The sequence below is a fragment of the Marinicauda salina genome (genome assembly GCF_003122085.1).
Classification (GTDB): domain Bacteria; phylum Pseudomonadota; class Alphaproteobacteria; order Caulobacterales; family Maricaulaceae; genus Maricicauda_A; species Maricicauda_A salina.
Map to the genome: position 1 here is coordinate 15,633 of NZ_QEXV01000005.1, position 23,997 is coordinate 39,629.

The 23,997-nt window shown below is 69.7% G+C and carries 26 protein-coding genes; 16 read left to right on the forward strand and 10 right to left on the reverse strand.

The features are described from left to right. Positions 1–2: 2 nt before the first annotated feature. Complete coding sequence (locus DDZ18_RS10750; protein ID WP_109253404.1) at positions 3–992, reverse strand: calcium/sodium antiporter; 990 nt, start codon at positions 990–992, stop codon at positions 3–5. Positions 993–1,351: 359 nt separating this feature from the next. On the opposite strand from DDZ18_RS10750, the gene DDZ18_RS13910 reads away from it, so the two are divergent. The 3 genes from DDZ18_RS13910 to DDZ18_RS10760 all read left to right on the forward strand — a co-directional run bounded on the left by DDZ18_RS13910 (position 1,352) and on the right by DDZ18_RS10760 (position 2,427). Continuing rightward, a complete protein-coding gene (locus DDZ18_RS13910; protein ID WP_158272132.1) occupies positions 1,352–1,495 on the forward strand; it encodes a hypothetical protein in 144 nt (47 codons plus the stop codon). A 140-nt stretch (positions 1,496–1,635) separates the two neighbouring features. Continuing rightward, positions 1,636–1,977 carry a hypothetical protein gene (locus DDZ18_RS10755; protein WP_109253405.1) on the forward strand — a complete coding sequence of 114 codons (342 nt, stop codon included), beginning with the start codon at positions 1,636–1,638 and terminating at the stop codon, positions 1,975–1,977. 138 nt (positions 1,978–2,115) lie between these two features. Beyond that, positions 2,116–2,427 carry a hypothetical protein gene (locus DDZ18_RS10760; protein WP_109253406.1) on the forward strand — a complete coding sequence of 104 codons (312 nt, stop codon included), beginning with the start codon at positions 2,116–2,118 and terminating at the stop codon, positions 2,425–2,427. On the opposite strand, the gene DDZ18_RS10765 is transcribed toward DDZ18_RS10760, so the two are convergent. Beyond that, positions 2,424–3,194 carry an SDR family oxidoreductase gene (locus tag DDZ18_RS10765; RefSeq protein ID WP_109253407.1) on the reverse strand — a complete coding sequence of 257 codons (771 nt, stop codon included), beginning with the start codon at positions 3,192–3,194 and terminating at the stop codon, positions 2,424–2,426. The genes DDZ18_RS10760 and DDZ18_RS10765 overlap by 4 nt on opposite strands. A gap of 82 nt (positions 3,195–3,276) precedes the next feature. On the opposite strand from DDZ18_RS10765, the gene folB reads away from it, so the two are divergent. From folB to DDZ18_RS10795, 6 genes are all read left to right on the forward strand, one after another. Beyond that, complete coding sequence (gene folB, locus DDZ18_RS10770; RefSeq protein WP_109253408.1) at positions 3,277–3,681, forward strand: dihydroneopterin aldolase; 405 nt, start codon at positions 3,277–3,279, stop codon at positions 3,679–3,681. 346 nt (positions 3,682–4,027) lie between these two features. Beyond that, positions 4,028–5,950, forward strand: a complete 1,923-nt coding sequence (gene uvrC, locus DDZ18_RS10775; RefSeq protein WP_109253409.1) for an excinuclease ABC subunit UvrC — start codon at positions 4,028–4,030, stop codon at positions 5,948–5,950. After that, entirely contained in the window at positions 5,943–6,542 is a 600-nt protein-coding gene (locus DDZ18_RS10780) for a CDP-alcohol phosphatidyltransferase family protein (RefSeq protein ID WP_109253410.1), read from the forward strand. The genes uvrC and DDZ18_RS10780 overlap by 8 nt, the downstream gene beginning before the upstream one ends. Positions 6,543–6,667: 125 nt before the next feature. Then, the gene (locus tag DDZ18_RS14255) at positions 6,668–8,032 is read left to right on the forward strand and encodes a globin-coupled sensor protein (RefSeq protein WP_109253411.1); all 1,365 of its coding nucleotides are present in this window, start codon (positions 6,668–6,670) and stop codon (positions 8,030–8,032) included. Between the two features lie 137 nt (positions 8,033–8,169). Then, positions 8,170–8,880 (forward strand): response regulator transcription factor, encoded by a 711-nt coding sequence (locus DDZ18_RS10790; protein ID WP_109253412.1) that lies wholly within the window; start codon positions 8,170–8,172, stop codon positions 8,878–8,880. After that, on the forward strand, positions 8,877–10,199 hold the full coding sequence (locus DDZ18_RS10795) for an ATP-binding protein (RefSeq protein ID WP_109253413.1): 1,323 nt from the start codon (positions 8,877–8,879) through the stop codon (positions 10,197–10,199). Before DDZ18_RS10790 ends, DDZ18_RS10795 begins: the two co-directional genes overlap by 4 nt. A gap of 6 nt (positions 10,200–10,205) precedes the next feature. On the opposite strand, the gene proC is transcribed toward DDZ18_RS10795, so the two are convergent. The 3 genes from proC to DDZ18_RS10810 all read right to left on the reverse strand — a co-directional run bounded on the left by proC (position 10,206) and on the right by DDZ18_RS10810 (position 11,963). Beyond that, entirely contained in the window at positions 10,206–11,048 is an 843-nt protein-coding gene (gene proC, locus DDZ18_RS10800) for a pyrroline-5-carboxylate reductase (RefSeq protein WP_109253414.1), read from the reverse strand. A 9-nt stretch (positions 11,049–11,057) separates the two neighbouring features. Continuing rightward, positions 11,058–11,555 carry a type III secretion system chaperone family protein gene (locus DDZ18_RS10805; protein WP_109253415.1) on the reverse strand — a complete coding sequence of 166 codons (498 nt, stop codon included), beginning with the start codon at positions 11,553–11,555 and terminating at the stop codon, positions 11,058–11,060. A gap of 105 nt (positions 11,556–11,660) precedes the next feature. Then, complete coding sequence (locus DDZ18_RS10810) at positions 11,661–11,963, reverse strand: accessory factor UbiK family protein (RefSeq protein WP_109253416.1); 303 nt, start codon at positions 11,961–11,963, stop codon at positions 11,661–11,663. A 108-nt stretch (positions 11,964–12,071) separates the two neighbouring features. Between DDZ18_RS10810 and lgt the strand changes: the two genes are divergently transcribed. From lgt to DDZ18_RS10825, 3 genes are all read left to right on the forward strand, one after another. Next, entirely contained in the window at positions 12,072–12,941 is an 870-nt protein-coding gene (lgt, locus tag DDZ18_RS10815) for a prolipoprotein diacylglyceryl transferase (RefSeq protein ID WP_109253417.1), read from the forward strand. After that, complete coding sequence (locus tag DDZ18_RS10820) at positions 12,938–14,068, forward strand: class I SAM-dependent methyltransferase (RefSeq protein WP_233245809.1); 1,131 nt, start codon at positions 12,938–12,940, stop codon at positions 14,066–14,068. Before lgt ends, DDZ18_RS10820 begins: the two co-directional genes overlap by 4 nt. Positions 14,069–14,147: 79 nt before the next feature. Beyond that, a complete protein-coding gene (locus DDZ18_RS10825; RefSeq protein WP_109253418.1) occupies positions 14,148–15,080 on the forward strand; it encodes a ribose-phosphate pyrophosphokinase in 933 nt (310 codons plus the stop codon). 305 nt (positions 15,081–15,385) lie between these two features. Here the strand turns inward: DDZ18_RS10825 and DDZ18_RS10830 are convergent, their stop codons facing one another. Beyond that, complete coding sequence (locus DDZ18_RS10830) at positions 15,386–16,021, reverse strand: DUF6629 family protein (protein WP_109253419.1); 636 nt, start codon at positions 16,019–16,021, stop codon at positions 15,386–15,388. A 184-nt stretch (positions 16,022–16,205) separates the two neighbouring features. Here DDZ18_RS10830 and DDZ18_RS10835 point away from each other — a divergent pair, with 184 nt between their 5' ends. The 4 genes from DDZ18_RS10835 to ychF all read left to right on the forward strand — a co-directional run bounded on the left by DDZ18_RS10835 (position 16,206) and on the right by ychF (position 19,079). Beyond that, positions 16,206–16,901, forward strand: coding sequence for a 50S ribosomal protein L25/general stress protein Ctc (locus DDZ18_RS10835; RefSeq protein ID WP_109253420.1), 696 nt, complete (start codon positions 16,206–16,208; stop codon positions 16,899–16,901). A 78-nt stretch (positions 16,902–16,979) separates the two neighbouring features. Continuing rightward, positions 16,980–17,585 (forward strand): aminoacyl-tRNA hydrolase, encoded by a 606-nt coding sequence (gene pth, locus DDZ18_RS10840; RefSeq protein WP_109253421.1) that lies wholly within the window; start codon positions 16,980–16,982, stop codon positions 17,583–17,585. A gap of 84 nt (positions 17,586–17,669) precedes the next feature. Next, the gene (locus tag DDZ18_RS10845) at positions 17,670–17,852 is read left to right on the forward strand and encodes a YegP family protein (protein WP_109253422.1); all 183 of its coding nucleotides are present in this window, start codon (positions 17,670–17,672) and stop codon (positions 17,850–17,852) included. A 129-nt stretch (positions 17,853–17,981) separates the two neighbouring features. Beyond that, entirely contained in the window at positions 17,982–19,079 is a 1,098-nt protein-coding gene (ychF, locus tag DDZ18_RS10850; protein ID WP_109253423.1) for a redox-regulated ATPase YchF, read from the forward strand. A 328-nt stretch (positions 19,080–19,407) separates the two neighbouring features. On the opposite strand, the gene DDZ18_RS10855 is transcribed toward ychF, so the two are convergent. The 4 genes from DDZ18_RS10855 to DDZ18_RS13915 form a co-directional block, all read right to left on the reverse strand. Continuing rightward, a complete protein-coding gene (locus DDZ18_RS10855) occupies positions 19,408–21,240 on the reverse strand; it encodes a M61 family metallopeptidase (protein ID WP_109253424.1) in 1,833 nt (610 codons plus the stop codon). 211 nt (positions 21,241–21,451) lie between these two features. After that, positions 21,452–22,036, reverse strand: a complete 585-nt coding sequence (locus tag DDZ18_RS10860; protein ID WP_109253425.1) for a hypothetical protein — start codon at positions 22,034–22,036, stop codon at positions 21,452–21,454. Continuing rightward, on the reverse strand, positions 22,033–23,151 hold the full coding sequence (locus DDZ18_RS10865) for a M48 family metallopeptidase (RefSeq protein ID WP_158272133.1): 1,119 nt from the start codon (positions 23,149–23,151) through the stop codon (positions 22,033–22,035). Before DDZ18_RS10865 ends, DDZ18_RS10860 begins: the two co-directional genes overlap by 4 nt. An 85-nt stretch (positions 23,152–23,236) precedes the next feature. Beyond that, positions 23,237–23,947 carry a hypothetical protein gene (locus tag DDZ18_RS13915; protein ID WP_158272134.1) on the reverse strand — a complete coding sequence of 237 codons (711 nt, stop codon included), beginning with the start codon at positions 23,945–23,947 and terminating at the stop codon, positions 23,237–23,239. Positions 23,948–23,997: the final 50 nt, after the last annotated feature.

Genomic DNA, 23,997 nt, shown 5'->3' on the forward strand with positions numbered 1-23,997 from the left:
GGTCAGCTGAGATTGATCCAGGCGAGCGCGCCGATATAGCCGCAATAGCCGAGGAACAAAACCGCGCCGGCGCCGCGCGAGATCGGCCGGCCCAGGAACACGAAGGCCGCGATCGCCGCGCCCGCGGCCAGCATCACCCAGTAATCCACGCGGAAGAATTCGGGATCGATGGCCACGCCGTTCTGCGTCATTCCCGCCGCGACGCCGGTGATGCCGCCCACCGCGAACACGTTGAACACGTTCGAGCCGAGGACATTGCCGATCGCCACCTCGGCGTGGCGCCGGAAGGCCGCCACCATCGAGGTCGACAGCTCGGGCAGCGAGGTGCCCAGCGCCAGCACGGTCAGCCCGATCACGGACTCCGGCACGCCCAGCCGGTCGGCGAGGTCCGCGCCGCCGGTGACGATCAGGTGCGCGCCGATGGGCAGGGCGACGACGCCGATCAGAAGCGAGACGGCGATCCCGGCGCGCCCGCCGACGCCGGCGCCGACCGAATCCACGTCGGTGAGCTCCTGGATGACGGGATCGTCCTGGGCGCGGCTGGCCGCGATGGCGAGATAGAGGAGGTAGACGCCGATGCCGACGGCGAGGATGACGCCGTCGCGCAGGTCCAGCATGCGGTCCCAGGTCAGCGCGACGAACAGCACGCTGGCGGCGAAGGCGATCACCGCGTTGCGGCGCACGCCGGGCGCGGTCGTCGCCATCGGGATCATCAGCGCGGGCAGGCCGAGCACCAGCAGCACGTTGGCGATGTTGGAGCCGACGATATTGCCGACCGCCAGGCCGGGCGCGCCCGACATCGCCGCGGCCACCGAGACCACCATCTCCGGCGCCGACGTGCCGAAGGCGACGATGGTCAGGCCGACCAGGAGCGGCGGGATGCCGCCCTTGCGCGCCAGCGCCACGGCGCCGCGGACCAGGAAATCGCCGCCGAACAGCAGGACGACGATTCCCGCGATCACCATGACCAGGTCGATGAGAGGTTCGGTCATCGCGGGCTCGCCTGTCGCGGCTTCGGGGCGGAGGCGCGCCTAGTCGAGGCGCTTGTACTCGATGAGATTGAGCAGCGCGAAAACCGCCACGCACAGACCGATCGCGACCAAAGCGGCCATGGTCCCCTCCTTCGTTCAGGGCGCCGCGGCCCCCGGCGGCGGCGCGTGTTCATCCTCATCGCGTCTATAACGCGGGCGCCTCCGCCGCGCCAGAGGCGGCCGGCGCCGCTGCGGCGGAAACGCAACCGCGCCCCGCCCCATGGCGTTCATCGAAAGAATCCATGGCCCGGTCCGGTTGAGACCGCGCCGCGCCGGGCTAGCTGCCGAGATGTCCGCAGCGAACGAAGGAGACCGGCGCCATGACCGTCAAGCTCGACAGGGAAGACGCCCGCCAGGGCGAGAAGCGCGAATTCCAGCAACGCATCTTCCTGCTTTCGACCATCGGCGCGGCCGCCGCGCTGGGGCTGGCGCTGATCGTCATTCTCGGGCTCAGGCCGTTCTGACGGATCGGCGCGCCCGCACGGGGGGCGCTCAAGTTCCTCTTCAGAAACGCGTTTGCAGACCTCCATTGACACGAATGACGAGTTGTTAACCATGCGCGGACGGGCTGGGGGCCCGTTTCAGGGACAGGAGGGAATCACCCATGAAGACCATCGCATTCGCCGCCGCCGCCGCGTTCGGCCTGTCAGCCGCCGCTTTCGCCGATCACCACATGGCCGGTCCGGCCGGCCAGAGCTTCGAGATCTCGAGCGGCGAGGAAAGCTATGTCGGCACGTTCAACGCCGACGGCACCTACACCACCGACACCGGCGCCGAGATGGGCTGGACCTTCGAGGAAGGCGAGCTCTGCCTCACCGCCATGACCGAGGAAGGCGAGGAAGACACGACCTGCAACGCCTGGGAAGGCATGGCGGTCGGCGACTCCGTCACGACGTCCGAGTGGTCGGACGACGGCTCGGAGATCACGATCGAGCGCATCGAGTAGACCCGCGCTCGTTCCCCTATTGGCGGCGCGCCCCCGGGGCGCGCCGTTTTTTTATGGGGCGCCGCGGCCCGCGACTCCGGGCCGCGGCTTTGCTAAGCTCGACCCGATGCGGGGGACTGAAGAGAGGGGAGCACCGCCATGGGCATCGGCTTGATACTGGGACGGACCGCCAACGCCACGGCGACTATCTTTCTGTCGTTCATCCTGTCCTATGTGATGTTGATCGGTCTCGGACTGATCTGGCCGGAGGGCCTCAACGGCCTGATCCTGTTCGCCGAACGAGTGGAAGACTGGATCGAGTCCAGCTACGTGCCCGTGCGCTATGGCGTTTGGGTCCGCCTGCTCATCGAGGAAGGCGCGATCCTGCTGCTCTTCTTCACGCTGATCGCGCGCATCCTGATCGCGCTCGTGGCCTCTTCGTTCATGGCCGCGGTCAATCCCAAGCGCTAGTCCCCGAGCGCGCCGAACACGTCGCGGGTCAGGCGCCGGTCGAAATGCTGGCCGCCGTCGACGGCGAGGATCTGGCCCGAGACCGACGGCGTGTCCCGGAAATATCTGAGCGTGGCGACGAGATCGGCCGGCGTCGGGCCGCGTTCGAGCGGGTTGTCGTCGTGGAGCCGCGCGAACTCGGCCTCGGAGTGATACGGGCTCGGAAGCGTCAGCCCCGGCGCGGCGGCGTTGACGCGCACGCGCGGGGCGAGCGCGCGGGCGAGCATCTCGGTGACCGATTTCAGCGCCGCCTTCGAGACCGTGTAGGAATAGAAATCCGCGTTGATGTTGAAGAGCTTGTAGTCGAGCAGGTTGAAGATCAGCGATCCCCGCGGCGCCTGGGCGGCGAAGGCCTTCGAGATCAGCACCGGCGCCAGCGCGTTGACGTCCATGTGGCGGCGGAAGCTGTCGGCGGTGACGTCGGGAGGCATGTCCTCCTCGAACACCGAGGCGGAGTTGACCAGCACGCCCAGCGCGCCGAGCGCGTCGACGGCGCGTTCGACCAGCGTCTCGGCGGCCGCGGCGTCGGCGAGATCCGCCCCGATCGCGGCGGCCCGCCCGCCGGCGGCGCGGATTTCTCCGGCCAGCGTCTCGGCCTCGCCCGCCGAGCTGTTGTAGTGGATCGCCACCGGATGGCCGTCGGCGGCGAGCGCCTCGACGAAGGCCCGGCCCAGCCGCTTGGCGCCGCCGGTCACCAGGGCGGCGGGTCTCGACGTCTCGTCGCTCATGCAGTTCCTCCGCTGCGGGCAGTTCAGTTCGCGGCCGATCCGCCTTATACCGGCGCGCGACGCTTCTTATAGAGGTCTGCCGATGAAACTCGACGCGCTCAAGCCCCGTCCCGACGCCGCGCCGCTGGCCGGCGAGCGCATGAGCGTGCGGGTGCGCGGGCTGAAGCTCGACGCCGAGGTCGGCGTCTACGCCTCCGAGCACGGGCGCAAGCAGCCCATCAGCGTCGATCTCGAGGCCGAGGTCAGCGCCGCGGCGATGGCGCCGTCGGCGGACCTGGGAAGCGCGGTCAATTACGCCGCGCTGGCCGAGACCGTCCGCCAGGTCGTCGCCGCGCGCCATCACGAGCTTCTCGAGGACCTCGTCCAGGACATCGCCGACGTGGTGTTCGCCGACGACCGCGTGCTGCGCCTGGCGATCACGATCGACAAGCTCGCCGCCCTCGACGACGCCGACGCCGTCGGCGTGAGCTATGAAAGGTGGCGGTAGGGGGCGCTCGCGTCGGCCCGGCCGAAGCGCGAGGCGCGCCCGGGCGCCGGCGTTTAAGCATGGGCGATGGCCCCCCCCCCCCCCCCCCGCGGGGAGGGTGGACGGACCGACGGTCCGGCCGGGTGGGGGGCGAACGTAGAACGCCCTTCGGCCGTCACCCCACCCCGCTCGCTGCGCTCGCGACCCTCCCCATCAAGGGGAGGGAGGGCATCAACATCAAGGGGAGGGAGGGTGCATCAACGGCGCTTGATCCGAACACGCGGATCGTCCGCGACCGCACGCCCCGTTGCTGGTGAAGCCGCCTCCGCCCCTGACGGGCGCGTCCGAACCGCTTATCTATAGGCCCATGTCCAAGGCCGCCCGCCCCGAGACCCCGCCCGAGATCCCCGGCGTCGACGCCGGCGGCGCGCCCGCCGACGCGCCGGCGGGCGCGGAGACGCGCTCGGGTCCGGAGATCATCGCCGACTACGTCAAGCGCCTGCCCGACAAGCCGGGCGTCTACCGCATGTACGACGCCGCCGGCGAGGTGCTCTATGTCGGCAAGGCGCGCAAGCTGAAGACGCGCGTGTCGAGCTACGCCAAGTCGGGCGGCCACACCAACCGCATCGCGTTGATGATCGCGCTCACGCGCTCGATGGAGTTCGTCGTCACGGCGACCGAGACCGAGGCGCTGCTGCTCGAGGCCAATCTGATCAAGCGGCTGAAGCCGCGCTTCAACATCATCCTGCGCGACGACAAGTCGTTTCCCTACATCCTCATCCGGCGCGACCACGCCGCCCCGCAGATCCTCAAGCATCGCGGGAGCCGCAAGGCGAAGGGCGACTATTTCGGCCCGTTCGCCAGCGCCGGAGCGGTGAACAACACGCTGAACACGCTGCAGAAGGCGTTCGGGCTGAGGACCTGTTCGGACAGCGTCTACGAGGGCCGGACCCGGCCGTGCATGCTCTACCAGATCAAGCGTTGCGCGGGTCCGTGCGTCGGGCTGATCTCGGAAGCCGACTACGCCAAGCGCGTCGACGAGGCCGTCGAATTCCTGCGCGGAAAATCGAACGCGCTGAGGGAGCGCCTGCAGGCGGAGATGGGCGAGGCCGCCGAGGCGATGGACTATGAACGCGCCGCCCGGCTTCGCGACCGCATCCGCGCGATCTCGGCGGTGACCACCGTGCAGGGGATCAATCCCGAGGGGCTCGAGGAGGCCGACGTCGTCGCCGTCCACCAGGAGGGCGGACGGAGCTGCGTGCAGGTCTTCTTCTTCCGGGCGGGCCAGAACTGGGGCAATCGCGCCTTCTATCCCCGCCACGAGGCCGAGGCCGGCCCCGCCGAGGTGCTCGCCGCCTTCCTCGCCCAGTTCTACGACGACAAGCCCGCGCCGAAGCTCATCCTGGTCTCGCACGCCCCCGACCAGTCCGGGCTGCTCGCCGAGGCGCTGGGCGTGCGCGCCGGTCACAATGTCGTGATCCGAAAGCCGCAGCGCGGCGCCAAGCGCGATCTCGTCGACCAGGCCGCCTCCAACGCGCGCGAGGCGCTCGGCCGCAAGCTCGCCGAGACGCGCTCGCAGGCCCAATTGCTCGACGGCGTGCGCAAGGTCTTCGATCTCGAGGCGACGCCCGAGCGCATCGAGGTCTACGACAACTCCCACATCCAGGGGACGAACGCGCTCGGCGCGATGATCGTCGCCGGCCCGGAGGGCTTCGAGAAGAACCAGTATCGCCGCTTCAACATGAAGGGCGAAGACGCCGCGACCGACGACGACTACGCCATGATGGCGGCCATGCTGCGCCGGCGGTTCGCGCGGCTTCAGAAGGAGCGCGAGTCCGGCGCGCCGGTCCCCGACCTCGCCCTCATCGACGGCGGCAAGGGCCAGCTCTCCGTCGCGCTGGAGGTCATGGAGGAGCTCGGCGTGACCGACGTGCCCGTCGTCGCCGTGGCCAAGGGCCCCGAGCGCGACGCCGGCCGCGAGGTGTTCTACACGGCCGGCCGGACGCCGATGCGCCTGCCGATGAACGACCCCGTCCTCTACTATCTCCAGCGCCTGCGCGACGAGGCCCATCGCTTCGCGATCTCGGGCCATCGCGCGAAGCGCTCGAAACAGGTGCGCGACAATCCGCTCGACGAGATCCCCGGCGTCGGCGGCAAGCGCAAGTCGGCGCTCTTGCACCATTTCGGCTCGGCCCGCGCGGTCAGCCGCGCCGCGCTCGCCGATCTCGAGGCCGTCGAAGGGGTGTCGAAGGCGCTGGCGAAACGGATATACGAGCATTTCCATGACTGACGCGCCCTCGCCCCTCCTCCGCCAGCTGCCCAACGCCGTGACCGTCGCGCGCGCGATCGCCGGCCTCGTCGGCGCGTGGGCCTTCGTCCGCGGCGGCGCGCTGGTCGAGGGCGGCGCGGATGCGGCGGCGTCGAACTGGGCGATCGCGGCGGGCGTGATTTTCGTCCTCGCCGCGGCGAGCGACTATCTCGACGGCTGGCTCGCCCGGCGCTTCGGCGCGGAGAGCCCGCTCGGCGCGCTCATGGACCCGATCGCCGACAAGATCCTCGTCGACGCCTATCTCGTCGGCTTTCTCGCGGCGTTCGAATTCGATCCCTTCCTCGCCGTCCCCGTGGCGATCATCATCCTGCGCGATCTGCTGGTGACGGGGCTCCGGCTGAACGGACTCAGCGAGACCGACACGCCGCTGGCGGTGACCGAGGAAGCCAAGTTCAAGACCGGCGTGGTGATGATCCTCGTCGCCCTGCCCTTCCTGCTCGCGCTTCTGAACATCACGGGTTGGTTCTATATCTGGGTCGGCGGGGTCTGGTTCGCCGCGCTGCTGTCGGCCTGGACGGGCTGGCCCTATCTGCGCGCCGCGCTGAAGCGCTGAGCCTTCGCGGCGAGACGCCGCACCTGCAAATTCTTCCAGTCATCACAAGATTTTGTTAACCGCGCTCGGCGACCGGTTGAGCGTATTCAGCATATAATTTCCTGGGACCGGAGGGGTGTGCGGGGATGGCGGAAACGGCGTTCGATTTCGACCAGAGGCTGGCGTTCATGCGTTTCACGGCGGAGGACCGCGCCGTGCTGCGCGGCCTGCGCCCGGTCGTGGAGAAGCGCCTGCCCGGCGTGCTCGACGAATTCTACGACCATCTCCGGAAATGGCCCCAGGCCGCAGGAAATTTCGACGGCGACGCCGCCATGGACCGCGCCAAGACCAAGCAGATCGACCATTGGCTCAGGATCGTCGACGCGCGCTTCGACGCCGACTACGAGCGCTCGGTGCGCCGGATCGGCGAGACGCACGCCGCGCTCGGTCTCGCGCCGGAATGGTATTTCGGCGCCTACAACATCCTCATGCGCGGCCTGATCCGCGCCGTTCTCTCCGAGACCGGCGGCGGAGGGCTGATGGCGCGGCTCAAGGGCGGCGCGCCCGACGACGCCTGCCGCCGGGTGGAGGTGCTTGTCTCGGCGGTCACGCTCGACATGGAGCTTGTCATGTCGACGATTTACGAGCGCATGGAGGCCGACCGCCGCGGCCAGCTGCAGAGCCTCGCCTCGGATTTCGAAACGAAGGTCGCCCAGATCGCCGCCGCGGTCGCCGACGCCTCGGAAGAGCTGTCGGGCACGGCGCGGGCGATGTCGGCGACGGCGGATTCCACCAACGAGAAATCCTCCGCCGTGGCCGCCGCCGCCGAGGAGGCGACCGCGACGGCGCAGTCCGTCTCGGCCGCCGCCGACGAGCTCACCCGCGCCATCGGCGAAATCTCGGCCCGCGCGGGCGAAGCCGCCGAGACCTCGTCGACGGCGTCGGCCGACGCCAAGCGCACCGGCGAGACAATGAACGAGCTGGCCGAGGCCGCCGAGAAGATCGGCGACATCGTCAATCTCATCTCCGACATCGCCGAGCAGACCAATCTGCTGGCGCTGAACGCCACCATCGAGGCCGCCCGCGCCGGCGAGGCCGGCAAGGGCTTCGCCGTCGTGGCCAGCGAGGTGAAGTCGCTGGCCAACCAGACCGCGAAGGCGACCGAGGAGATCTCCGGCCAGATCTCCAGCGTGCAGCGCATCGTCGGCGACGCCGTCGGCGCGATCGAGACCGTGTCGGGCTCGATCGAGCAGGTGAACACCGTCTCGGCGTCGATCTCCGCGGCCGTCGAGCAGCAGAACGCCGCGACCGCCGAGATCAGCCGCAACACCGAGCAGACCGCCGAGAGCGCGGGCTCGGTCTCCCAGACCATCACCGAGGTGCTCGCCGGCGCCCAGGAAGCCAGCCAGTCGGCGGGCGCGCTGGTCGGCGCCGCCGACGGGCTCGGCCGTCAGGCCGAGCAGCTGCGCGTCGATGTCGGCGCCTTCCTCGACAAGATTCGCGCCGCCTGATCTCCCCAGACCTGGCGCCGCGAATAAGACGCCCGTCGCCGTTTCCGGCGGCGGGCGTCGCCTTTTCAACGACCTGGCCAGCTTGCCCCGGCGCGCGGCCGCGGCCATCTTGGCGGCGATCAGCTGACCGAGCGGCCATGTCCGACCCCGACCGCGCCCCGCACGTTCTCGTCGTCGACGACGACGACCGCATCCGCGACCTGCTCGCGAAGTTCCTGCGCGCGCAGGGCATGCGGGTCTCGACCGCGCCGAACGCGGAGAAGGCGCTGGCGATGCTGCGCTCGCTCGCCTTCGACCTGCTCATCCTCGACGTCATGATGCCGGGCATGAACGGGTTCGACCTGACCCGCGAGATCCGCGCGACGCGCGACTGCCCGATCCTGCTGCTGACCGCGCGGGGCGAGCCGGAGGACCGCATCAAGGGATTGTCGCTCGGCGCCGACGACTATCTCGCCAAGCCGTTCGAACCCGAGGAATTGCTGCTGCGCGCCCAGGCCATATTGAGGCGCATGCTGCCGCGCACCCAGGGCCCGGCGGCGGTGCGCTTCGGGCCGTGGCGCTTCGAGATCGACGCGGGACAGCTCACCCGCGGCGAGGAGCGCGTCCGGCTGACCGGCGGCGAGGCCGCCCTGCTCGGCGCGCTGGCGGGCGCGGCCGGCGAGCCCGTCAGCCGCCTGGCCCTGTCCGAGCGCGCCGGGGCGGGCTCGGGCGAGCGCGCCGTCGACGTCCAGATCACGCGGCTCAGGCGCAAGATCGAGGACGATCCCCGCGATCCGATCTGGATCCAGACCGTGCGCGGCGAGGGCTATCGCCTCGTCGCCGAACCCGAGTTCGAGACCGTCCAATGAGCCGGCTGCGCCTGGGCATCAAGCGCTACCTGCCCAAGGGGCTGTTCGCGCGCTCGCTGCTGATCATCGTGCTGCCGGTGGCGCTGATGCAGATCGCGGTGACCTGGGCGTTCTTCGAGCAGCACTGGGAGACCGTCACCGCGCGGCTGTCGGAGGGCGTGGCGGGCGACGTGGCCATGGTCGTCGAGCTCTACGAACAGGGCGGACCCGAACAGTTCGACGCCGTCGCCTCGACCGCGTTCAACACGATGGGGCTCTCCGTCGACCTGCGCGAGTACGAGCGCCTGCCGACGACGCGAAGGACGGCCTTCTTCCGCACGCTGGACCGGACGCTCAGGCGCGCGCTGGCGGCCAATGTCGACCACGAGTTCTGGTTCGACACCACGCGCTATCCCGAATATGTCGACATCCGCGTCGAGGTCGACGAAGGCGTGCTGCGCTTCATCGCCGTGCGCGAGCAGGTCTTCGCCACGACGGGCCACATCTTCATCCTGTGGATGGTCGTCGCCACCAGCCTGCTCACCGCGCTGTCGATCGTCTTCATCCGCAACCAGGTCAAGCCGATCCGCCGGCTCGCCGAAGCCGCCGAGGCCTTTGGCCGCGGCCAGGACGTCCCGAGCTTCAAGCCCGCCGGGGCGCGCGAGGTGCGCCAGGCCGCCCACGCCTTCCTCGACATGAGGAACCGGCTCACGCGCCACATGGAGCAGCGCACCGCCCTGCTGGCGGGCGTGAGCCACGACCTGCGCACGCCGCTCACCCGCCTGCGTCTGCAGCTCGCGCTGATGCCCGAGAGCGAGGAGCGCGAGGCCGCCCGCCGCGATCTCGACGACATGGAGGCCGCGCTCGAGGAATATCTCTCCTTCGCCCGCGGCCAGGCCGCCGAGGAGACCGCCCCGGTCGACATCGCCGGCCTGTGCCGCGCCGTCGCCGAGGACGCCGCCCGCGACGGCGCGGAGATCGACACCGAGATCGGCGACGATCTCGTCGTCGACGGCCGCGAGGCCTCGATCAAGCGCGCGCTGGCCAATCTCGTCCAGAACGCGGCGAGCCACGCCGACACGGTCCGGCTGAGCGCGTGGAGCGCGGACGACCGGGTCTATGTCGCCGTCGACGACGACGGGCCGGGCATCCCCGAGGACCAGCGCGAGGAGGCGTTCAAGCCGTTCAGCCGGCTCGACGAGAGCCGCAACGCCAACCGCAAGGGCGTCGGGCTGGGGCTGGCCATCGCGCGCGACGCCGCGCGCGCCCATGGCGGCGAGCTGGGTCTGGAGGACTCCGAAATGGGCGGGCTCAGGGCGGTGATGCGCCTGCCGGCGTGAAGCGGCCTACTCGCTCTCGTTGCCCAGCTGCCGTGAACGCCGCTCGGCGGCGCTGACCGCGTTGCGCACCAGGCTCGGCAGGCCGGAACCCGCCATCAGCGCGTCGAGCCCGGCCTGCGTCGTGCCGCCGGGCGAGGTGACCATGCGGCGCAGCTCGCGCGCGTCGCCGTCGCCGGCCTCGAGCATGGCGCCCGCGCCGGAGACGGTCGCCACGGCCAGGCGCTCGGCGAGATCGCGCGGCAGGCCCTCGGCCTCGCCGGCCGCGGCCAACGCCTCGCAGAACAGGAAGACATAGGCCGGCCCGGATCCCGACACGCCGGTCACCGCGCCGAGCAGGCGCTCGTCGTCGACCCATTCGACCTGGCCGCCCGCCTTGAGGAGCTTCGTCGCCTTGTCGCGGATGGCCGTGTCGTCGGCGGCTTCATTGGCCACGCAGACCGTCACGCCCTTGCCGATCGCGGCGGGCGTGTTGGGCATGGCGCGCACGACCGGACGGCCGGCCAGGCGCTTGTCGAAGGACTTGAGGGGCACGCCGGCGGCCACCGAGATCACCAGCGCGTCGTCCGGCAGGCGCCCGGCGAGCGCGTCGAGCGTCTCGCCGACGAGGCCGGGCTTGACCGCCAGCACGACGCGATCGACGCCCTTGGCGGTCTCGGCGTCGAGTTCGGAAACATGACGAATCCCGTAGGTCTCGGCCAGCTCGGCGGCGCGGCCGGCGAGCTGGGGATCGACGAAGACGAGCTTGTCGGGCGCGACCCCGCCGCGCGTCTTCGCCAGCCAGCCCGCGGCGAGCGCGGAGCCCATGCGGCCCGCCCCGATCAGGGCCAGCGTGCCGTCACCGCCGCTCATGGCGCCGCCTCAGGCCTCGCCGACGGTGTCGAACATCGCCGCCGACACCGACTCCTCGACGCTCTTGCCGCTCCACATGAGATAGTTGAAGGCGGGATAGATCCGCTCGCCGGCCTCCTTGGCCGCCGCGATCAGGCCGGCGGCCTGCGGCGCGGACAGGCCCTCGCCGGCGGGCGTCGTCACCGCGTGGCGGAAGATGATCGAGCCGTCCTCGGCCCAGACGTCGAAATGGCCGAGCCAGAGGCGCTCATTGATCCGCGCGACCAGCTCGCACACGTCGCGATAGCGCCCGTCGGGCGCCTTGAGCTCGAGGCTGGCGCAAACGTGCATGACATTGATCTCGGGGCGCCAGGCGAACCAGATCTGGTGATCGCGCCACTCGCCGGGCACGGCGAGATGCAGCTCCATGTCGTCGCGCTCGTACGGGTGCTGCTCGGCGATCACCGCCTGCTCGACGGCTTCGAGCGGGTCGAATCTCTCGACGGTTTCGTCAGTTTCTAGATGCATGGCGTGCGCCTCCCCTCGAAGCACCGGCGACTCGCGCCCTTGTTCGACCGTACGCCCGTCCTTCGGGCGCGCGCAACAGCGCCGGCCGCCGGCGGTTCAAGGTGTTCAGCTGGAAGATTTTTTCGTCGTCTTGCGGGGCGTCGTCGATTTCGAGCGCGCGGGCTTCTTCGCCGCGGCCTCGAGTTTTTCGACGCGGGCGCGCAGTGATTCGACCTCCTCGGAGGCGGCCGCGGCCTGGGCCCGGACGGCCTCGAATTCCTCGCGCGTGACCAGGTCGAGTTCGGCGGCCATGCGCTCGGCGCGGGCGTGGAACACCGCGCGCGCCTCCTCGCCGGCGGCCTGGGCGGCGCTGAACGCGTCCGTCATCAGGTCGGCCATGTCGGAGAGAAAGGGATTGCGCGACTGCATGACATCACCGCGTGCTCTGCTATAGAGCCCATATAGGCGCTCGACGGCGGGCCGCGCAATGCGGCGCGCCAGCGCGCGCCCGTGTCCGCGACCAGCCGGAGCCCCGCCATGGAGCCCTGCCAGCCCAGCTTCGACCTGCTCGATCCCGTGCTCGTGAGCATCGGCCCGATTCCCATCCGCTGGTACGCGCTGGCCTATATCGCCGGGCTGTTCGGGGGCCTGTTCTACCTGATCCAGCTGGTGAAGCGCCCGCAGCTGTGGAGCCGCGACGCGAACACCGCCGCGGCGCCCTATGACCGGCGCTTCCTCGACGATCTCCTCCTGTGGGTGATGGTCGGCGTGATCGGCGGCGGCCGACTCGGCTATGTCCTGTTCTACCAGACCGCGGCGATCTGGGAGCGTCCGCTCTGGGTCGTCACCGGCATCACGGAAGGCGGCATGAGCTTCCACGGCGGGCTGATCGGCGTGGCGCTGGCGATGGTCTTCACCGCGCGCGCCCACAAGGCGCCGCTCATGCGCGTCGCCGACGGCGTCGCCGCGGCCACCCCGATCGGGCTGTTCTTCGGCCGGCTGGCCAATTTCATAAACGGCGAGCTGTGGGGCCGGCCGACCGACCTGCCCTGGGGCATGCGCTTCGCCGCCGATCCGCTGTGCCTGGAGCGCCATCCCAGCCAGCTCTACGAGGCCGGGCTGGAGGGGCTCGCCCTGTTCGGGATTCTCGTCTTCGTCATCTTCCGCCTGCGCGGGCTGGCGCGGCCGGGCCTCGCGACCGGCGTCTTCCTGGCCGGCTACGGCGTGTTCCGCAGCCTGGTCGAGCTCGTCCGCGAGCCCGACGCCCACATGCCCGAGGCGCTGCAGGGCTATGTCACGATGGGCATGATCCTGTCCCTGCCGCTGATCATCGCCGGCGGGTATCTGATCTGGCGGGCGTTCAACCGCGCCCCCGTCGGCGGGACGGCGCGGCCGGCCGAAGCGTGACCGGCGACGCCGACGCCCCCGCCGCGCGCATCGCCGAGGCGCTGCGCGCGCGCATCAAGTCCGAGGGCCCCCTGCCCGTCTCGGCGGTCATGGCCGAGGCCCTGTTCGATCCCGTCGCGGGCTTCTACGCGACCAAGGACCCGCTGGGCGCGGGCGCCGACTTCATCACCGCCCCGGAGATCAGCCAGATGTTCGGCGAGCTTGTCGGGCTGTGGGCGGTCGAGAGCTGGCGGGCGATGGGCGCGCCGAACCCGGTCCGCCTGGTCGAGCTGGGCCCGGGCAAGGCCACGATGATGCACGACGCGCTGCGCGCGGGCCGGCTCGCGCCGGACTTCCTCCACGCCGCGCGGGTGACCCTGGTCGAGGCGAGCCCGGCGCTGAAGATGGTCCAGGCCCGCACGCTCGCCGACAGCCCGGTCCCGGTCGACTGGGCCGGCGCGCTGGAGGACGTCCCGGCCGGTCCGTCGATCGTGCTCGCCAACGAGTTCCTCGACTGCCTGCCGATCCGCCAGGCGGTGAAGCACGAGGGCCGCTGGCGCGAGCGCTGCGTCGGCATCGATCCCGAAGACGAGACCGGCTTCGCCTTCATGCTGGGCGCCGCGCTCGGCGCCGACGAAACGCTGATCCCCGCCGCGCTGCGCGGCGCCCCCGACGGGACGCTCGTCGAGCTCAGGCCCGGCGACGCGCAGATCGTCGAGACGCTGGCCGGCCGCTTCAGGACCGATCCCGGCCGGGCGCTGTTCATCGATTACGGCGCGGCCGAAAGCGAGGCCGGCGACACGCTGCAGGCGATCCGCGCCCATGAGAAGGTCGACCCGCTCGACGCGCCCGGAACCGCCGATCTCACCGCCTGGGTCGATTTCGCGCGCCTGGCCGAGACCGCCCGCGCGGCGGGCCTCGCCGTCCACGGCCCCGCCGGGCAGGGCGACTTCCTGGCCGGTCTGGGGATCGAGGCCCGCGCCGCCGCGCTCGCCCAGACGCGTCCCGACCGGAAGGCGACGATCGCCCGCCAGCTCCACCGCCTCACCGACCCCGCCGAGATGGGCGCGCTGTTCAAGGTGATGGCGATCTCGAGCCCGGCGCTTCCCGACCCGCCGGGGCTTTCTCCGTACCCGGACGGGGATTGATCGCGCCGCACGCCTTCCGGCGCGCGCGCGGCTCTGCTATGAGCGCGGCGACCCCAGTCCGGAAGAGGCCCGTTTCCCGATGAAGCTGATGTGCGGAACCGCCAACAAGCCGCTGGCGAAGGCGATCGCGGACTATCTCGACGCGCCGCTGTCGAACGTGGAGATCGAGACCTTCGCCGACGGCGAGCTGTTCGTGCGCATCGACGAGAACATGCGCGGCGAGGACGTGTTCCTCATCCAGCCGACCTCGAAGCCGGCCAACGACCATCTCATGGAGCTGCTGATCTGCATGGACGCGCTCAACCGCGCGAGCGCCCGGCGGATCACCGCGGTCATCCCCTATTTCGGCTACGCCCGGCAGGACCGGAAGACCGGCGGGCGAACCCCGATCACCGCCAAGCTGGTGGCCAACCTGATCGCCGGCGCCGGCGCCGACCGCGTGCTCACGCTCGATCTCCACGCCGGCCAGATCCAGGGCTTCTTCGACATCCCCACGGACAATCTCTTCGCCACCCCGGCGATGGAGACCGACATCCGGATGAACTACGACACCGACAACCTGATGATCGTGTCGCCCGATGTCGGCGGCGTGGTCCGCGCCCGCGCGCTGGCCAAGCGACTGGGCGCCGACATCGCCATCGTCGACAAGCGCCGCCCGCACCCGGGCGAGGCCGAGGTGATGAACATCATCGGCGACGTCGACGGCCGGCGCTGCATCATCTTCGACGACATCATCGATTCCGGCGGCACGCTGTGCAACGCGGCCGCCGCGCTGAAGGAGCGCGGCGCCACCGAGGTGTCGGCCTACATCACCCACGGCGTGCTCTCGGGGAAGGCCGTCGAACGCATCGGCGAATCCGAGATGGCCGAGCTGGTGGTCACCGACTCCATCGACTCCAACGACAAGCTGGTCGGCGCGAAGAATGTCCGCGCGCTGTCCGTCGCCCCGCTGCTCGGCGAGGCCATCCGCCGCATCGCCAACGACGAGTCGGTCTCCAAGCTGTTCGATTAGGGGGCGTCCTTCCCCTCTGGATCCCCGACAGCCTTCGGCTTCGGGGATGACGAACGAAAAGTAGAGCCCCCTACGTCGTCATTCCCGCGAAAGCGGGAACCCAGAGAACTTGAAGCGCCCGCGATCGCGAACCGGGCGCCCCACCCCCTCACCTTCGCCTCTCCCCCTTGAAGGGGGAGAGGGACTGGAGCCCGGCTCGACCGTTCAGGATTCGGACGCCGACGCCGGCGTCTCTTCTCCCCTCATGGAGGGGAGAAGTAAGATGAGGGGAGGAGGCGCGGCGCGTTTCAACTCGCGGCGAGCCGCTATCGCCGGCGAAAGAAATGAAACACCAGGACCGCGCTCGCCGCCGCGGCGAAGAAGCACCACACCGAGGCCCGCCCCCAGGGCAGGCCGAAATAGCTCACCGCCGCGCCCGCGGCGACGACCGCGCCGAAGACCTGGACGGCCCGATGCGAACTGATCGCCAGCGGACCGATCACCGCGACGGCGTAGGCGAGCTCGACGGCGAGCGGAGGATCGGCGTCGGCGAAATAGGCGATGTGGCCGTCCCGGGCCTCGGCCAGATAGGTCCCGGTCGCCAGCGTCCACAACAGATAGAACGCGACGCCGGCGCCCAGCCCGGCCGCGGCGAGCATCGCCTTCCGGCGCAGGCCATTTGGCTCGATGAGCCAGGCCGCCGCCGGCGTGATCGCCGGCCAGACCACGTAAGCGAATGCGAGATAGATCGCCGAAAGACCGGGCAGCGCGCCCTCGCCCGCCCCGGGCGCGTCGGCGAGCCTGAGCCAGATCACGCCCTCGACCGCCTGCTGGACGGCGAACAGCGAAGGAAAGGCGGCGAGCAGGCGTTCGCGCGGGTCGCGCGCGCCGACCTGGCAGGCGACGCCGGCCGCGGCGAGGCCGGCGGCGGCGGTGAAGCTCGCGGCGGCGGAAAAGCACATGCGTGCGGAGGCTCCCCCCTGACTGCGCTTCGCCGCGAGAATCCCGGCCGGAGTGTTGCACGGTCCGGCCTGATGGGCTATTAGCCGCCGCTCGAAACGCGATGGACGGCCGTCGCGCCCGAACGCCGCCGCCGACGGCGGCGTTCGCGTTTGATACGGCGTTTGTTTTTTAAGGACCGGACCGATGAGCGATATCGTTCTCTCCGTCGAGGTGCGCGAGCGCACCGGCAAGGGCGGCGCCCGCGAATCCCGCCGCAATGGCGAAGTCCCCGGCGTGCTCTACGGCGGCGGCAAGGACCCCGTCGCGATCAGCCTCAAGTCCAACGAGGTGGTCCGCGCGCTCAACTCGGGCCGCTTCCTGGCCAACATGGTCAAGCTCGACCACAACGGCGAAAAGCAGTCGGTGCTCACGCGCGACGTGCAGTTCCACCCCGTGCGCGACGAGCCGATGCATGTCGACTTCTACCGCGTCGAGGCCGACACCATCATCACCGTCGAGGTGCCCGTCCACGTCATCAACGAAGAGGAGTCGCCGGGCCTGAAGATCGGCGGCGTGATGAACATGGTCCGCCACTCCGTCGAGGTGGACTGCCCGGCCGGCTCGATCCCGGAATATCTCGAAGCCGACGTGGCCGGCCTCGAGATCGGCGACTCGGTGCACATCTCGTCGATCAATCTGCCCGAGAAGGTCACGCCCACGATCACCGATCGCGACTTCACCATCCTGACGATCCAGGGCTCGCGCGCCCTCGTCGAGGAGGAGGAGCCCGCCGAGGAGGAGATCGAGACCGAGGTCATCGCCCAGAAGGGCGAAGAGGGCGAGGAAGCCGAGGGCGAAGAAGGCGGCGAGGAAGGCGAAGAGGGCGAGAAGTCCGAATAGGCCTCCGCCTCACCGCGAGTTTCCAGGGCGGCCCGAAACCCTTTCGCGGCCGCCCTTTTTCCATCCGGAGACGGCGTCATGCTGCTGATCGTCGGGCTGGGCAATCCGGGCGGGAAATACGTCGCCAACCGGCACAATGTCGGGGCCATGGCCGTCGAGGCGATCGCCCAGGATCACGGGTTTTCGCCCTGGCGGGAGAAGTTTCAGGGGCTGGTGAGCGAGGGCGTGCTGCAGACGCCGGCCGGCCCGGTGAAGACGCTGCTCCTGCGCCCGCAGACCTATTACAACGAGTCCGGCCGCTCGGTCGGCGCGGCGACCACCTTCTACAAAATTCCACCCGAGGACATCGTCGTCTTCCACGACGAGATCGACCTCGCGCCGGGCAAGTTCCGCTTCAAGACCGGCGGCGGCCACGGCGGCAATAACGGCATGCGCTCGATCTCGTCCCACGTCAGCCCCGACGTCCGGCGGTGCCGCATCGGGATCGGCCATCCCGGCGACAAGAACCGGGTGAGCGGCTACGTGCTCTCGGACTTCTCCAAGGCCGAGGAGCAGTGGCTCGGCCCCCTGCTCGACGCCATCGCGCGGGCCGCCCCGCTGCTGGCGGCCGGCGAGCACGACGCCTTCCAGACCAAGGTCACCCATCTCGCCCCCGCGCCGGGGAACGGGGAGGCCCGCGACTGATCGTCCCGGCGGCGCCGCAAGCCGGGTCCGGGGCGGGCGAGCCGCGCTATCATGACCGCGCCACCTGAAACGGGAGACGCAGTCATGGCCGGCAAGTTCGAACTGAAGAAGTCCTCCAACGGAAAGATCTACTTCCTGCTCAAGGCCTCGAACGGCCAGGTCATCGCCCAGAGCGAGATGTACGAGAGCAAGGCCGCCGCGATGAACGGCATCGAGTCGGTGAAGTCCAACGCGCCGGGCGCGCAGATCGACGACCAGACCGACTGACGGCCCGCGCGACCGGCCTGCTGATCGGTCCCATTTGCAGCATCGCCGACGGGAAAGATTGATCCCGGCGGGCGCGGGCGGCTATGTCATCGCCTCTTCCAGCCGGCCGTCGTCGAACAGGACCGATCCATGGGCTTCAAATGCGGCATCGTCGGCCTGCCGAATGTCGGCAAGTCGACGCTTTTCAACGCGCTCACCCAGACCGCCGCGGCTCAGGCGGAGAACTTCCCCTTCTGCACCATCGAGCCCAACGTTGGCGACGTCGCCGTGCCCGAGCCGCGGCTGGGCAAGCTCGCCGACATCGCCGGCTCGGCCAAGGTCATCCCCGCGCGGATGAGCTTCGTCGACATCGCCGGCCTGGTGAAGGGCGCGAGCCAGGGCGAGGGGCTCGGCAACCAGTTCCTGGCGAATATCCGCGAGGTCGACGCGGTGGTCTACGTGCTGCGCTGCTTCGAGGATCCCGACGTCTCCCACGTCGCCGGGACGGTCGACCCGATCGCGGATTTCGAGACCGTCGAGACCGAGCTCATGCTCGCCGATCTCGACAGCCTGGAGAAGCGCCGGGTCAATCTCGAAAAGAAGGCCAAGACCGGCGACAAGGAGGCGAAGACCCAGCTCGGCCTCGTCGATCTGGCGCTCGAGCAATTGCGCGAGGGCAAGCCCGCCCGCCATGCCGAGGTCCCGGAGGACAAGCGGCGCGAATGGCGGATGCTGCAGCTGCTCACCGCCAAGCCGGTCCTGTTCGTGGCCAATGTCGACGAGGAAAGCGCCGCGACCGGCAACGCGTACTCGCGGAAGGTCGAGGAACGCGCCGCCGAGGAAGGCGCGGCCTGCGTCGTCATCTCGGCGAAGATCGAGGCCGAGCTCGCCGTGCTCGACGATGAAGAGCGCGCCGAATTCCTCGACTCGCTGGGCCTCGAGGAGCCGGGCCTCAACCGCCTCATCCACACCGGCTACGAGCTCCTGGGCCTGCAGACCTATTTCACCGCCGGGCCGAAGGAGGCCCGCGCCTGGACCGTGCCGAAGGGCTGGACCGCGCCGAAGGCCGCCGGCGTCATCCACGGCGATTTCGAGAAGGGCTTCATCCGCGCCGAGACCATCGCCTTCGACGACTACGTCGCCTGCGGCGGCGAGGCCGGCGCGCGCGAGGCCGGCAAGCTCAGGCAGGAAGGCAAGGACTACGTCGTCAAGGACGGCGACGTGATGAACTTCAAGTTCAACGTTTAGGGGGAGGCCCTCATCCTGAGGGCCCCGATCCCCGTCCTTCGAGACGCTCGCTTTGCTCGCTCCTCAGGATGAGGGGATCGGGGCGTCTCGAAGGACGAGGGCCGACCACACCCAGACGCGCCCATCAAATTGTCATCCCGGAAGCCGCGAAGCGGCTATCCGGGACCTACCGGAATCGCGAACCGATGTCGGGAAGCTCTGTCGGGAGGCCCCGGCTCTCCCTCCGGTCGGCCGGGGTTTCATAAGCAACGCCCCCCACCCGTCTGCGCCTTCGGCGCAGCCACCCTCCCCGCAAGGGGGAGGGAGGGCGCGTGGCTCTGCGCGCCCCCTACTCCGCGCGACTCTCCAGCCACGCTTCGCGGAAGCGGCGCTGGGACCGCGACAGGCGCCGGTCCTGGCTCTCGAAGGTCACGACCTCGAGCGCGGGATCCTCGGCGAAGGTGAGTTCGGCGCTCATCGTCTCGCCCAGCCGGACGAAGACGATCTCGGCGGTGTCGCCGGGGTCGTGGCGCGACACCGCCCGGTCCCAGTCCTCGGGGCTGTCGATGGCCAAGCGGCCGAGGCGCACGACCTCGTCGCCGCGATCGAGCCCGGCGGCGTAGAGCGGCTGGCCGATGATGGTGTTGGCCGACAGGACCATCGCCTCGCCGTTCTGATCGAAGCGCGCCCGGCCCGGCCAGGCCGCGCCCGGGTTCTTCCGGCGCAGGACGAGCCCGGCCTGCTCCAGCAGCGGGGCGAAGTCCGGCAGACCGCTGTCCTCGATGTAATTCGCGAAGAAGGCGCGGGCGAACGCCGCATCCCCGCTCGTCTCGGCGAGCGCGGCCTCGAGATCGGCCTGCGTATAGGGCGTTTCGCTGCGGCCATGGGTTTCCCAGAGATGGCGCATATAGGCGTCCAGCGTCGTGTCGTGATCGCGCCGGAGCGTGAGGTCGAGCGCCAAGCCGACGACCGCGCCGTAGGGATAGTAGGAGGTGAAGATGTTGGCGTTGTTGTCCGGATCGATCGCGGTGGCCGCGTCGACGAAGGGCGCGCGCAGGCTCATCGCCTGGGGTCCGGCGAAGCGCCGGCCCGGCGCGTTCACGATGTAGTTCAGCAGCCCGCCGATATCGTCGGCGAAGGCGTCGAGATCCTCGACGCCGGCGCGGTGGATGGTCAGCCCGTCATAATACGAGGTGAAGCCCTCGGCGAACCACAGCGCCGGCGTCGGGTTGGCGCGGGTGAAGTCGAACGGCTCAAGCTCGGCCGGACGCAGGCGCTCGACGTTCCAGGCGTGGAGAAATTCGTGGCTGAGCGTGCCGAGCTGGGAGTACTCCGACTCGTACAGCCCGCTGCTGCGCGTCAGGATCGTGGAGTTGCGGTGCTCCATGCCGTCGCCGCTGACATGGGGCAGGTAGTCGGCGATGAAGGTGTAGGTCCCGTAGTCGAAGTCCGGGACCTCGCCGAACAGGGCGATCTGCTCGTCGACGACGAGCCTGGCGCGGCGGGCGAACTCGTCGACGTCGTCCTCCGTCCCGGCGTGATGGACGGCCAGCCGGATCGTCTGCGCGGCCTCGCCTTCGCCGACAGTCCATTCGCGCAGGTCGAAATCGCTGAGCTCGGTCGGGCTGTCGAGAAAATATTGGAGATCCGGCGCGCGGAAGACGTAAGGCTCGTCAGTGGGCGCGAGCTGGGTGGCGACGCGCCAGTCGGCGTCGAACGGATCGAAGCGGATCTCGATCAGCCGGTCGGCCAGGCCCTCCGCCCAGGCGAAGCTCGCGGGCATGTTGAGATGGGCGTGGCTGGGATCGACCTGGGAATAGGTGCCGTCGGCGCGGTCGGCGTAGAGCGTGTACGAAAACCGGACCTCGCCGTCATGCTCGGGGACGGTCCAGGAATAGGGATCGTCGCGCACGATCCGAAGCGGTTCGCCGTCCGCGTCGGTCGCGGTCACGCCGTAGACGTTCTTGGCGAATTCGTGGATGGCGTAGCGCCCCGGCGAGGATCGCGACATGCGCACGGTCAGCGGCTCGTCGCCCAGCTCGGAGAAGGTGATCGCGATCCGCGCCTCGTTGTGGACGGCGTTGTCGAAGGCCGCCTCGTAGACGACGGGCGGCGCGTCCTCCTGGGCCAGCGCGGCGGACGGAGCGAGCGCGAGAAGGACGGCGAGCGAGCGAACGGACATGGGACCTCCGGAGGGCGGGCGAATGACGGGCGCGATCAAACACCGCCCCGGCGCCGGCCTCAAGGCGGGGGGCGCGAGACGCCGAGAGCGGATGTCATCCCTGAACCCTGCAAGCCCCTCCGGGGCCTGCCTTGAACGCTTCCCGAAATCGATTCGCGAGTCCGCCCGGCCCCGGCTCGGCGCAACTTTCGCCGGAACCGGGCGGGGCTCCTCAAGCAGCCGACCGCGCGGCCGAGCGCATGATCGCCTCGACATCGTCGGCGTAGGCCTCATAGTAGTGCTCGCCAGGCGCAACGAAGAGGATCAGGTCGAGCGCGCCGTCCGACGCCGCCGCCAGCGCCGTGCCCCGAATGACCAGTCCGGATTCCAGCGTCGCGGCGAGGTCCATCCTCACCCCGGGCGTTCCCGCCAGATCCTGCGGCCGGATATCGGCCGTCTCAACGTCGTGAAACTCGAGGGCCGCGAGGCTGTCGGCCACGAACTCGGCCAACTCCAGCTCGCTCATGCCCGAGCGGAATGCGGGGACCGGCTGCTCCTCGTTGCGCTCGCGAACGATCCCCTCCCCGTCCTCGATGCCGCCCGCCACGAACACCATGTTGAGAAGCGGGCCGTCGACAGTGAGATAATCGACCGTCACGCGCCGGTCGACGCCCGCCGGCATCAGGGTCCACTCGCGGTCGAGGGCGATGGTGTAGCTCTCGGCGCCGGCGTATCGACCCGGCTCCACGAGGCTCGGCCCGGCCGCGCACGCCGTCAGGGTGAGCGCCGCGGCCGTCGCGATGATCGCTCTCATCATGACGTTCCCTCCAGGTTTTCTATGTAATGTTCGATGAAGGCGCGGTCGGGCGCATCGGGTCGCTTGTCGAGATAGGTCCGGAACGCGGCGAGCGCCGGCGCGCGCTCGCCAGCGGCGCGGTGAAGCAGGCCCAGCTGCCGCCAAGTCTCCGGCGGCGCGTCCGGCCAGCCTGCCGCCGCCGCGTAAGCCTCGCGGGCGCGAGCCTCGTCGCCCTCTTCATCTCGCAGCCGATAGACCTCGCCGAGATGGTGGTTGAGCACGCCCTGATCGCGTCCGCGCGCCAGCAGTCGCTCAATCAGGTGCAGGCTCTGGCCGTAATCGCCCCGTTGCACCTCCTGATCCAGCCAGTCGTGCAGATGGGGCGCAATCGCCTCGGCGTGGCGTCCTCCGGATGCGTCGCGCCCTCGGGTCGGATTACCTAGCTCGCCGGCCAGCGCGTCGAGGGTCTCGATGCGTTCGCTGGTGAGGGGGTGAGTCGCGAAGATGTTCGCCCGGGCGCGCCGCTCCCGGACCTCCTCGAAGCTCGAGGCCTCGGCCTCCTCGACGAGCCGGCGCCAGACTTCGGCCGCCGCGGCGGGATCATAGCCGGCGTCAGACTGGAAGCGCAGGCCCAGCGCATCGGCTTCACGCTCGTTCTCGCGGGAGAAGCCGTAGATCGAGGCCAAGGTCGCCAGCTGACCGATATTGGAGAGCTCCGGCGCGCCGGCTGCTGCGACGCCAAGGCTGAACACCGTCGCCAAACCGGTGTTGTTCCGCGTCGTGCGCCACTGTTCGATGGAATGATTTTCGACGAAGTGCGCGGCCTCGTGGCCGAGCACGAACGCCAGCTGATGCTCGTTCTCCGCGCGGAGCAGCAACCCCGACCAGACTTCCGAGTAGCCGTTGGGCGCCATGCTCGCGTTGAAATAGGGCTGGTCGAGCACATAAACGCGGATATCGGAGCAGTATTCGTCCGCCACCCGGCACATCACCTCGGACACGTAAGCGTTCAGCGCCGGCTCGGCGTTGAGCCGCGGGGAACGCCGGATCTCCTCTTCGCGGTCCTCCATGGCCCGCCAGAGCCCCGCCTCGTCAGTGTCCAGGTTCGGCGTGGCCCCCACCTCGCGGCTGGCCACGTCCGTGGTCGTGCAAGCCGCAAGAAGGCCAGCCCACAGCGGAACGATTGCGGCGATCCGGATCGCGCCGGCCGATTGCATCGCTCTAGAAAGGCGCATCGCTGAACAGGCGGTCGACGAGATTCGCCGCGCCCTCCTCCTCGCGCGGATCGTGCCCCAGCTGATAGGACATCCACACGATGTCTCCCGTCTCGAGATCCACCAGCGACGCCACCGCCAGACGCTGACCCTGCGGAACGGAGACCCCGAGGGCGGCCGCGAAGAGGCCGGTCGCGATGCGCCCCGCGCTGGCGTAGGAGCCGTTCGCGAACAGGAACAGGCCCAAATCGGCGTCATAGGCATCCTTGAGGACTTCCGTGCCTTCGCCCAACGTCCAGTCCCACTCCTCCTGCTTGGTCGGCAGCGGAAGCAGCACGCCGTCCGGTCCGTGGATGAAGGCCGAACCCGCAACCGCCTTGTGCAGAACCACGAGCTGGCGCTGGCGCTCGGCGGCGTCGATCCCGGAATCGAATTCTACGACGACGTGCTCGCGGGCTTCGATCTGGTCCACCATGGCGGCAGTCAGATTGTCTTCCGCGCTTTGCGACCAGTCGGCGCGCGGCTCGACGAGGCCGCCCGTCGTCAGAAGCCCCATCTCGACTTCCGGCTCCATGAGAACGATCCGCGCCGGCGGCGCGACCGGCCCGTAGTCGGTCGCAATGCGCGGATTTGATGCGCATGCGGTCAGCCCCGCGAGCATCGCGCAAGCAAGAACATTCCTGATCATGATCCCCCGCCCGGTTCCCCAGAAATTCATACACCAGGAGAAAAGCGCAGATCGAATGCACGTTCAAGTGCATCCGGCGA

Excerpts from the sequence above, each read along its gene's own strand:
- DDZ18_RS10750 (WP_109253404.1), bottom strand. The coding sequence starts at position 992 with ATGACCGAACCTCTCATCGACCTGGTCATGGTGATCGCGGGAATCGTC.
- DDZ18_RS13910 (WP_158272132.1), top strand. The coding sequence starts at position 1,352 with ATGACCGTCAAGCTCGACAGGGAAGACGCCCGCCAGGGCGAGAAGCGC.
- DDZ18_RS10755 (WP_109253405.1), top strand. The coding sequence starts at position 1,636 with ATGAAGACCATCGCATTCGCCGCCGCCGCCGCGTTCGGCCTGTCAGCC.
- DDZ18_RS10760 (WP_109253406.1), top strand. The coding sequence starts at position 2,116 with ATGGGCATCGGCTTGATACTGGGACGGACCGCCAACGCCACGGCGACT.
- DDZ18_RS10765 (WP_109253407.1), bottom strand. The coding sequence starts at position 3,194 with ATGAGCGACGAGACGTCGAGACCCGCCGCCCTGGTGACCGGCGGCGCC.
- folB (WP_109253408.1), top strand. The coding sequence starts at position 3,277 with ATGAAACTCGACGCGCTCAAGCCCCGTCCCGACGCCGCGCCGCTGGCC.
- uvrC (WP_109253409.1), top strand. The coding sequence starts at position 4,028 with ATGTCCAAGGCCGCCCGCCCCGAGACCCCGCCCGAGATCCCCGGCGTC.
- DDZ18_RS10780 (WP_109253410.1), top strand. The coding sequence starts at position 5,943 with ATGACTGACGCGCCCTCGCCCCTCCTCCGCCAGCTGCCCAACGCCGTG.
- DDZ18_RS14255 (WP_109253411.1), top strand. The coding sequence starts at position 6,668 with ATGGCGGAAACGGCGTTCGATTTCGACCAGAGGCTGGCGTTCATGCGT.
- DDZ18_RS10790 (WP_109253412.1), top strand. The coding sequence starts at position 8,170 with ATGTCCGACCCCGACCGCGCCCCGCACGTTCTCGTCGTCGACGACGAC.
- DDZ18_RS10795 (WP_109253413.1), top strand. The coding sequence starts at position 8,877 with ATGAGCCGGCTGCGCCTGGGCATCAAGCGCTACCTGCCCAAGGGGCTG.
- proC (WP_109253414.1), bottom strand. The coding sequence starts at position 11,048 with ATGAGCGGCGGTGACGGCACGCTGGCCCTGATCGGGGCGGGCCGCATG.
- DDZ18_RS10805 (WP_109253415.1), bottom strand. The coding sequence starts at position 11,555 with ATGCATCTAGAAACTGACGAAACCGTCGAGAGATTCGACCCGCTCGAA.
- DDZ18_RS10810 (WP_109253416.1), bottom strand. The coding sequence starts at position 11,963 with ATGCAGTCGCGCAATCCCTTTCTCTCCGACATGGCCGACCTGATGACG.
- lgt (WP_109253417.1), top strand. The coding sequence starts at position 12,072 with ATGGAGCCCTGCCAGCCCAGCTTCGACCTGCTCGATCCCGTGCTCGTG.
- DDZ18_RS10825 (WP_109253418.1), top strand. The coding sequence starts at position 14,148 with ATGAAGCTGATGTGCGGAACCGCCAACAAGCCGCTGGCGAAGGCGATC.
- DDZ18_RS10830 (WP_109253419.1), bottom strand. The coding sequence starts at position 16,021 with ATGTGCTTTTCCGCCGCCGCGAGCTTCACCGCCGCCGCCGGCCTCGCC.
- DDZ18_RS10835 (WP_109253420.1), top strand. The coding sequence starts at position 16,206 with ATGAGCGATATCGTTCTCTCCGTCGAGGTGCGCGAGCGCACCGGCAAG.
- pth (WP_109253421.1), top strand. The coding sequence starts at position 16,980 with ATGCTGCTGATCGTCGGGCTGGGCAATCCGGGCGGGAAATACGTCGCC.
- DDZ18_RS10845 (WP_109253422.1), top strand. The coding sequence starts at position 17,670 with ATGGCCGGCAAGTTCGAACTGAAGAAGTCCTCCAACGGAAAGATCTAC.
- ychF (WP_109253423.1), top strand. The coding sequence starts at position 17,982 with ATGGGCTTCAAATGCGGCATCGTCGGCCTGCCGAATGTCGGCAAGTCG.
- DDZ18_RS10855 (WP_109253424.1), bottom strand. The coding sequence starts at position 21,240 with ATGTCCGTTCGCTCGCTCGCCGTCCTTCTCGCGCTCGCTCCGTCCGCC.
- DDZ18_RS10860 (WP_109253425.1), bottom strand. The coding sequence starts at position 22,036 with ATGATGAGAGCGATCATCGCGACGGCCGCGGCGCTCACCCTGACGGCG.
- DDZ18_RS13915 (WP_158272134.1), bottom strand. The coding sequence starts at position 23,947 with ATGAATTTCTGGGGAACCGGGCGGGGGATCATGATCAGGAATGTTCTT.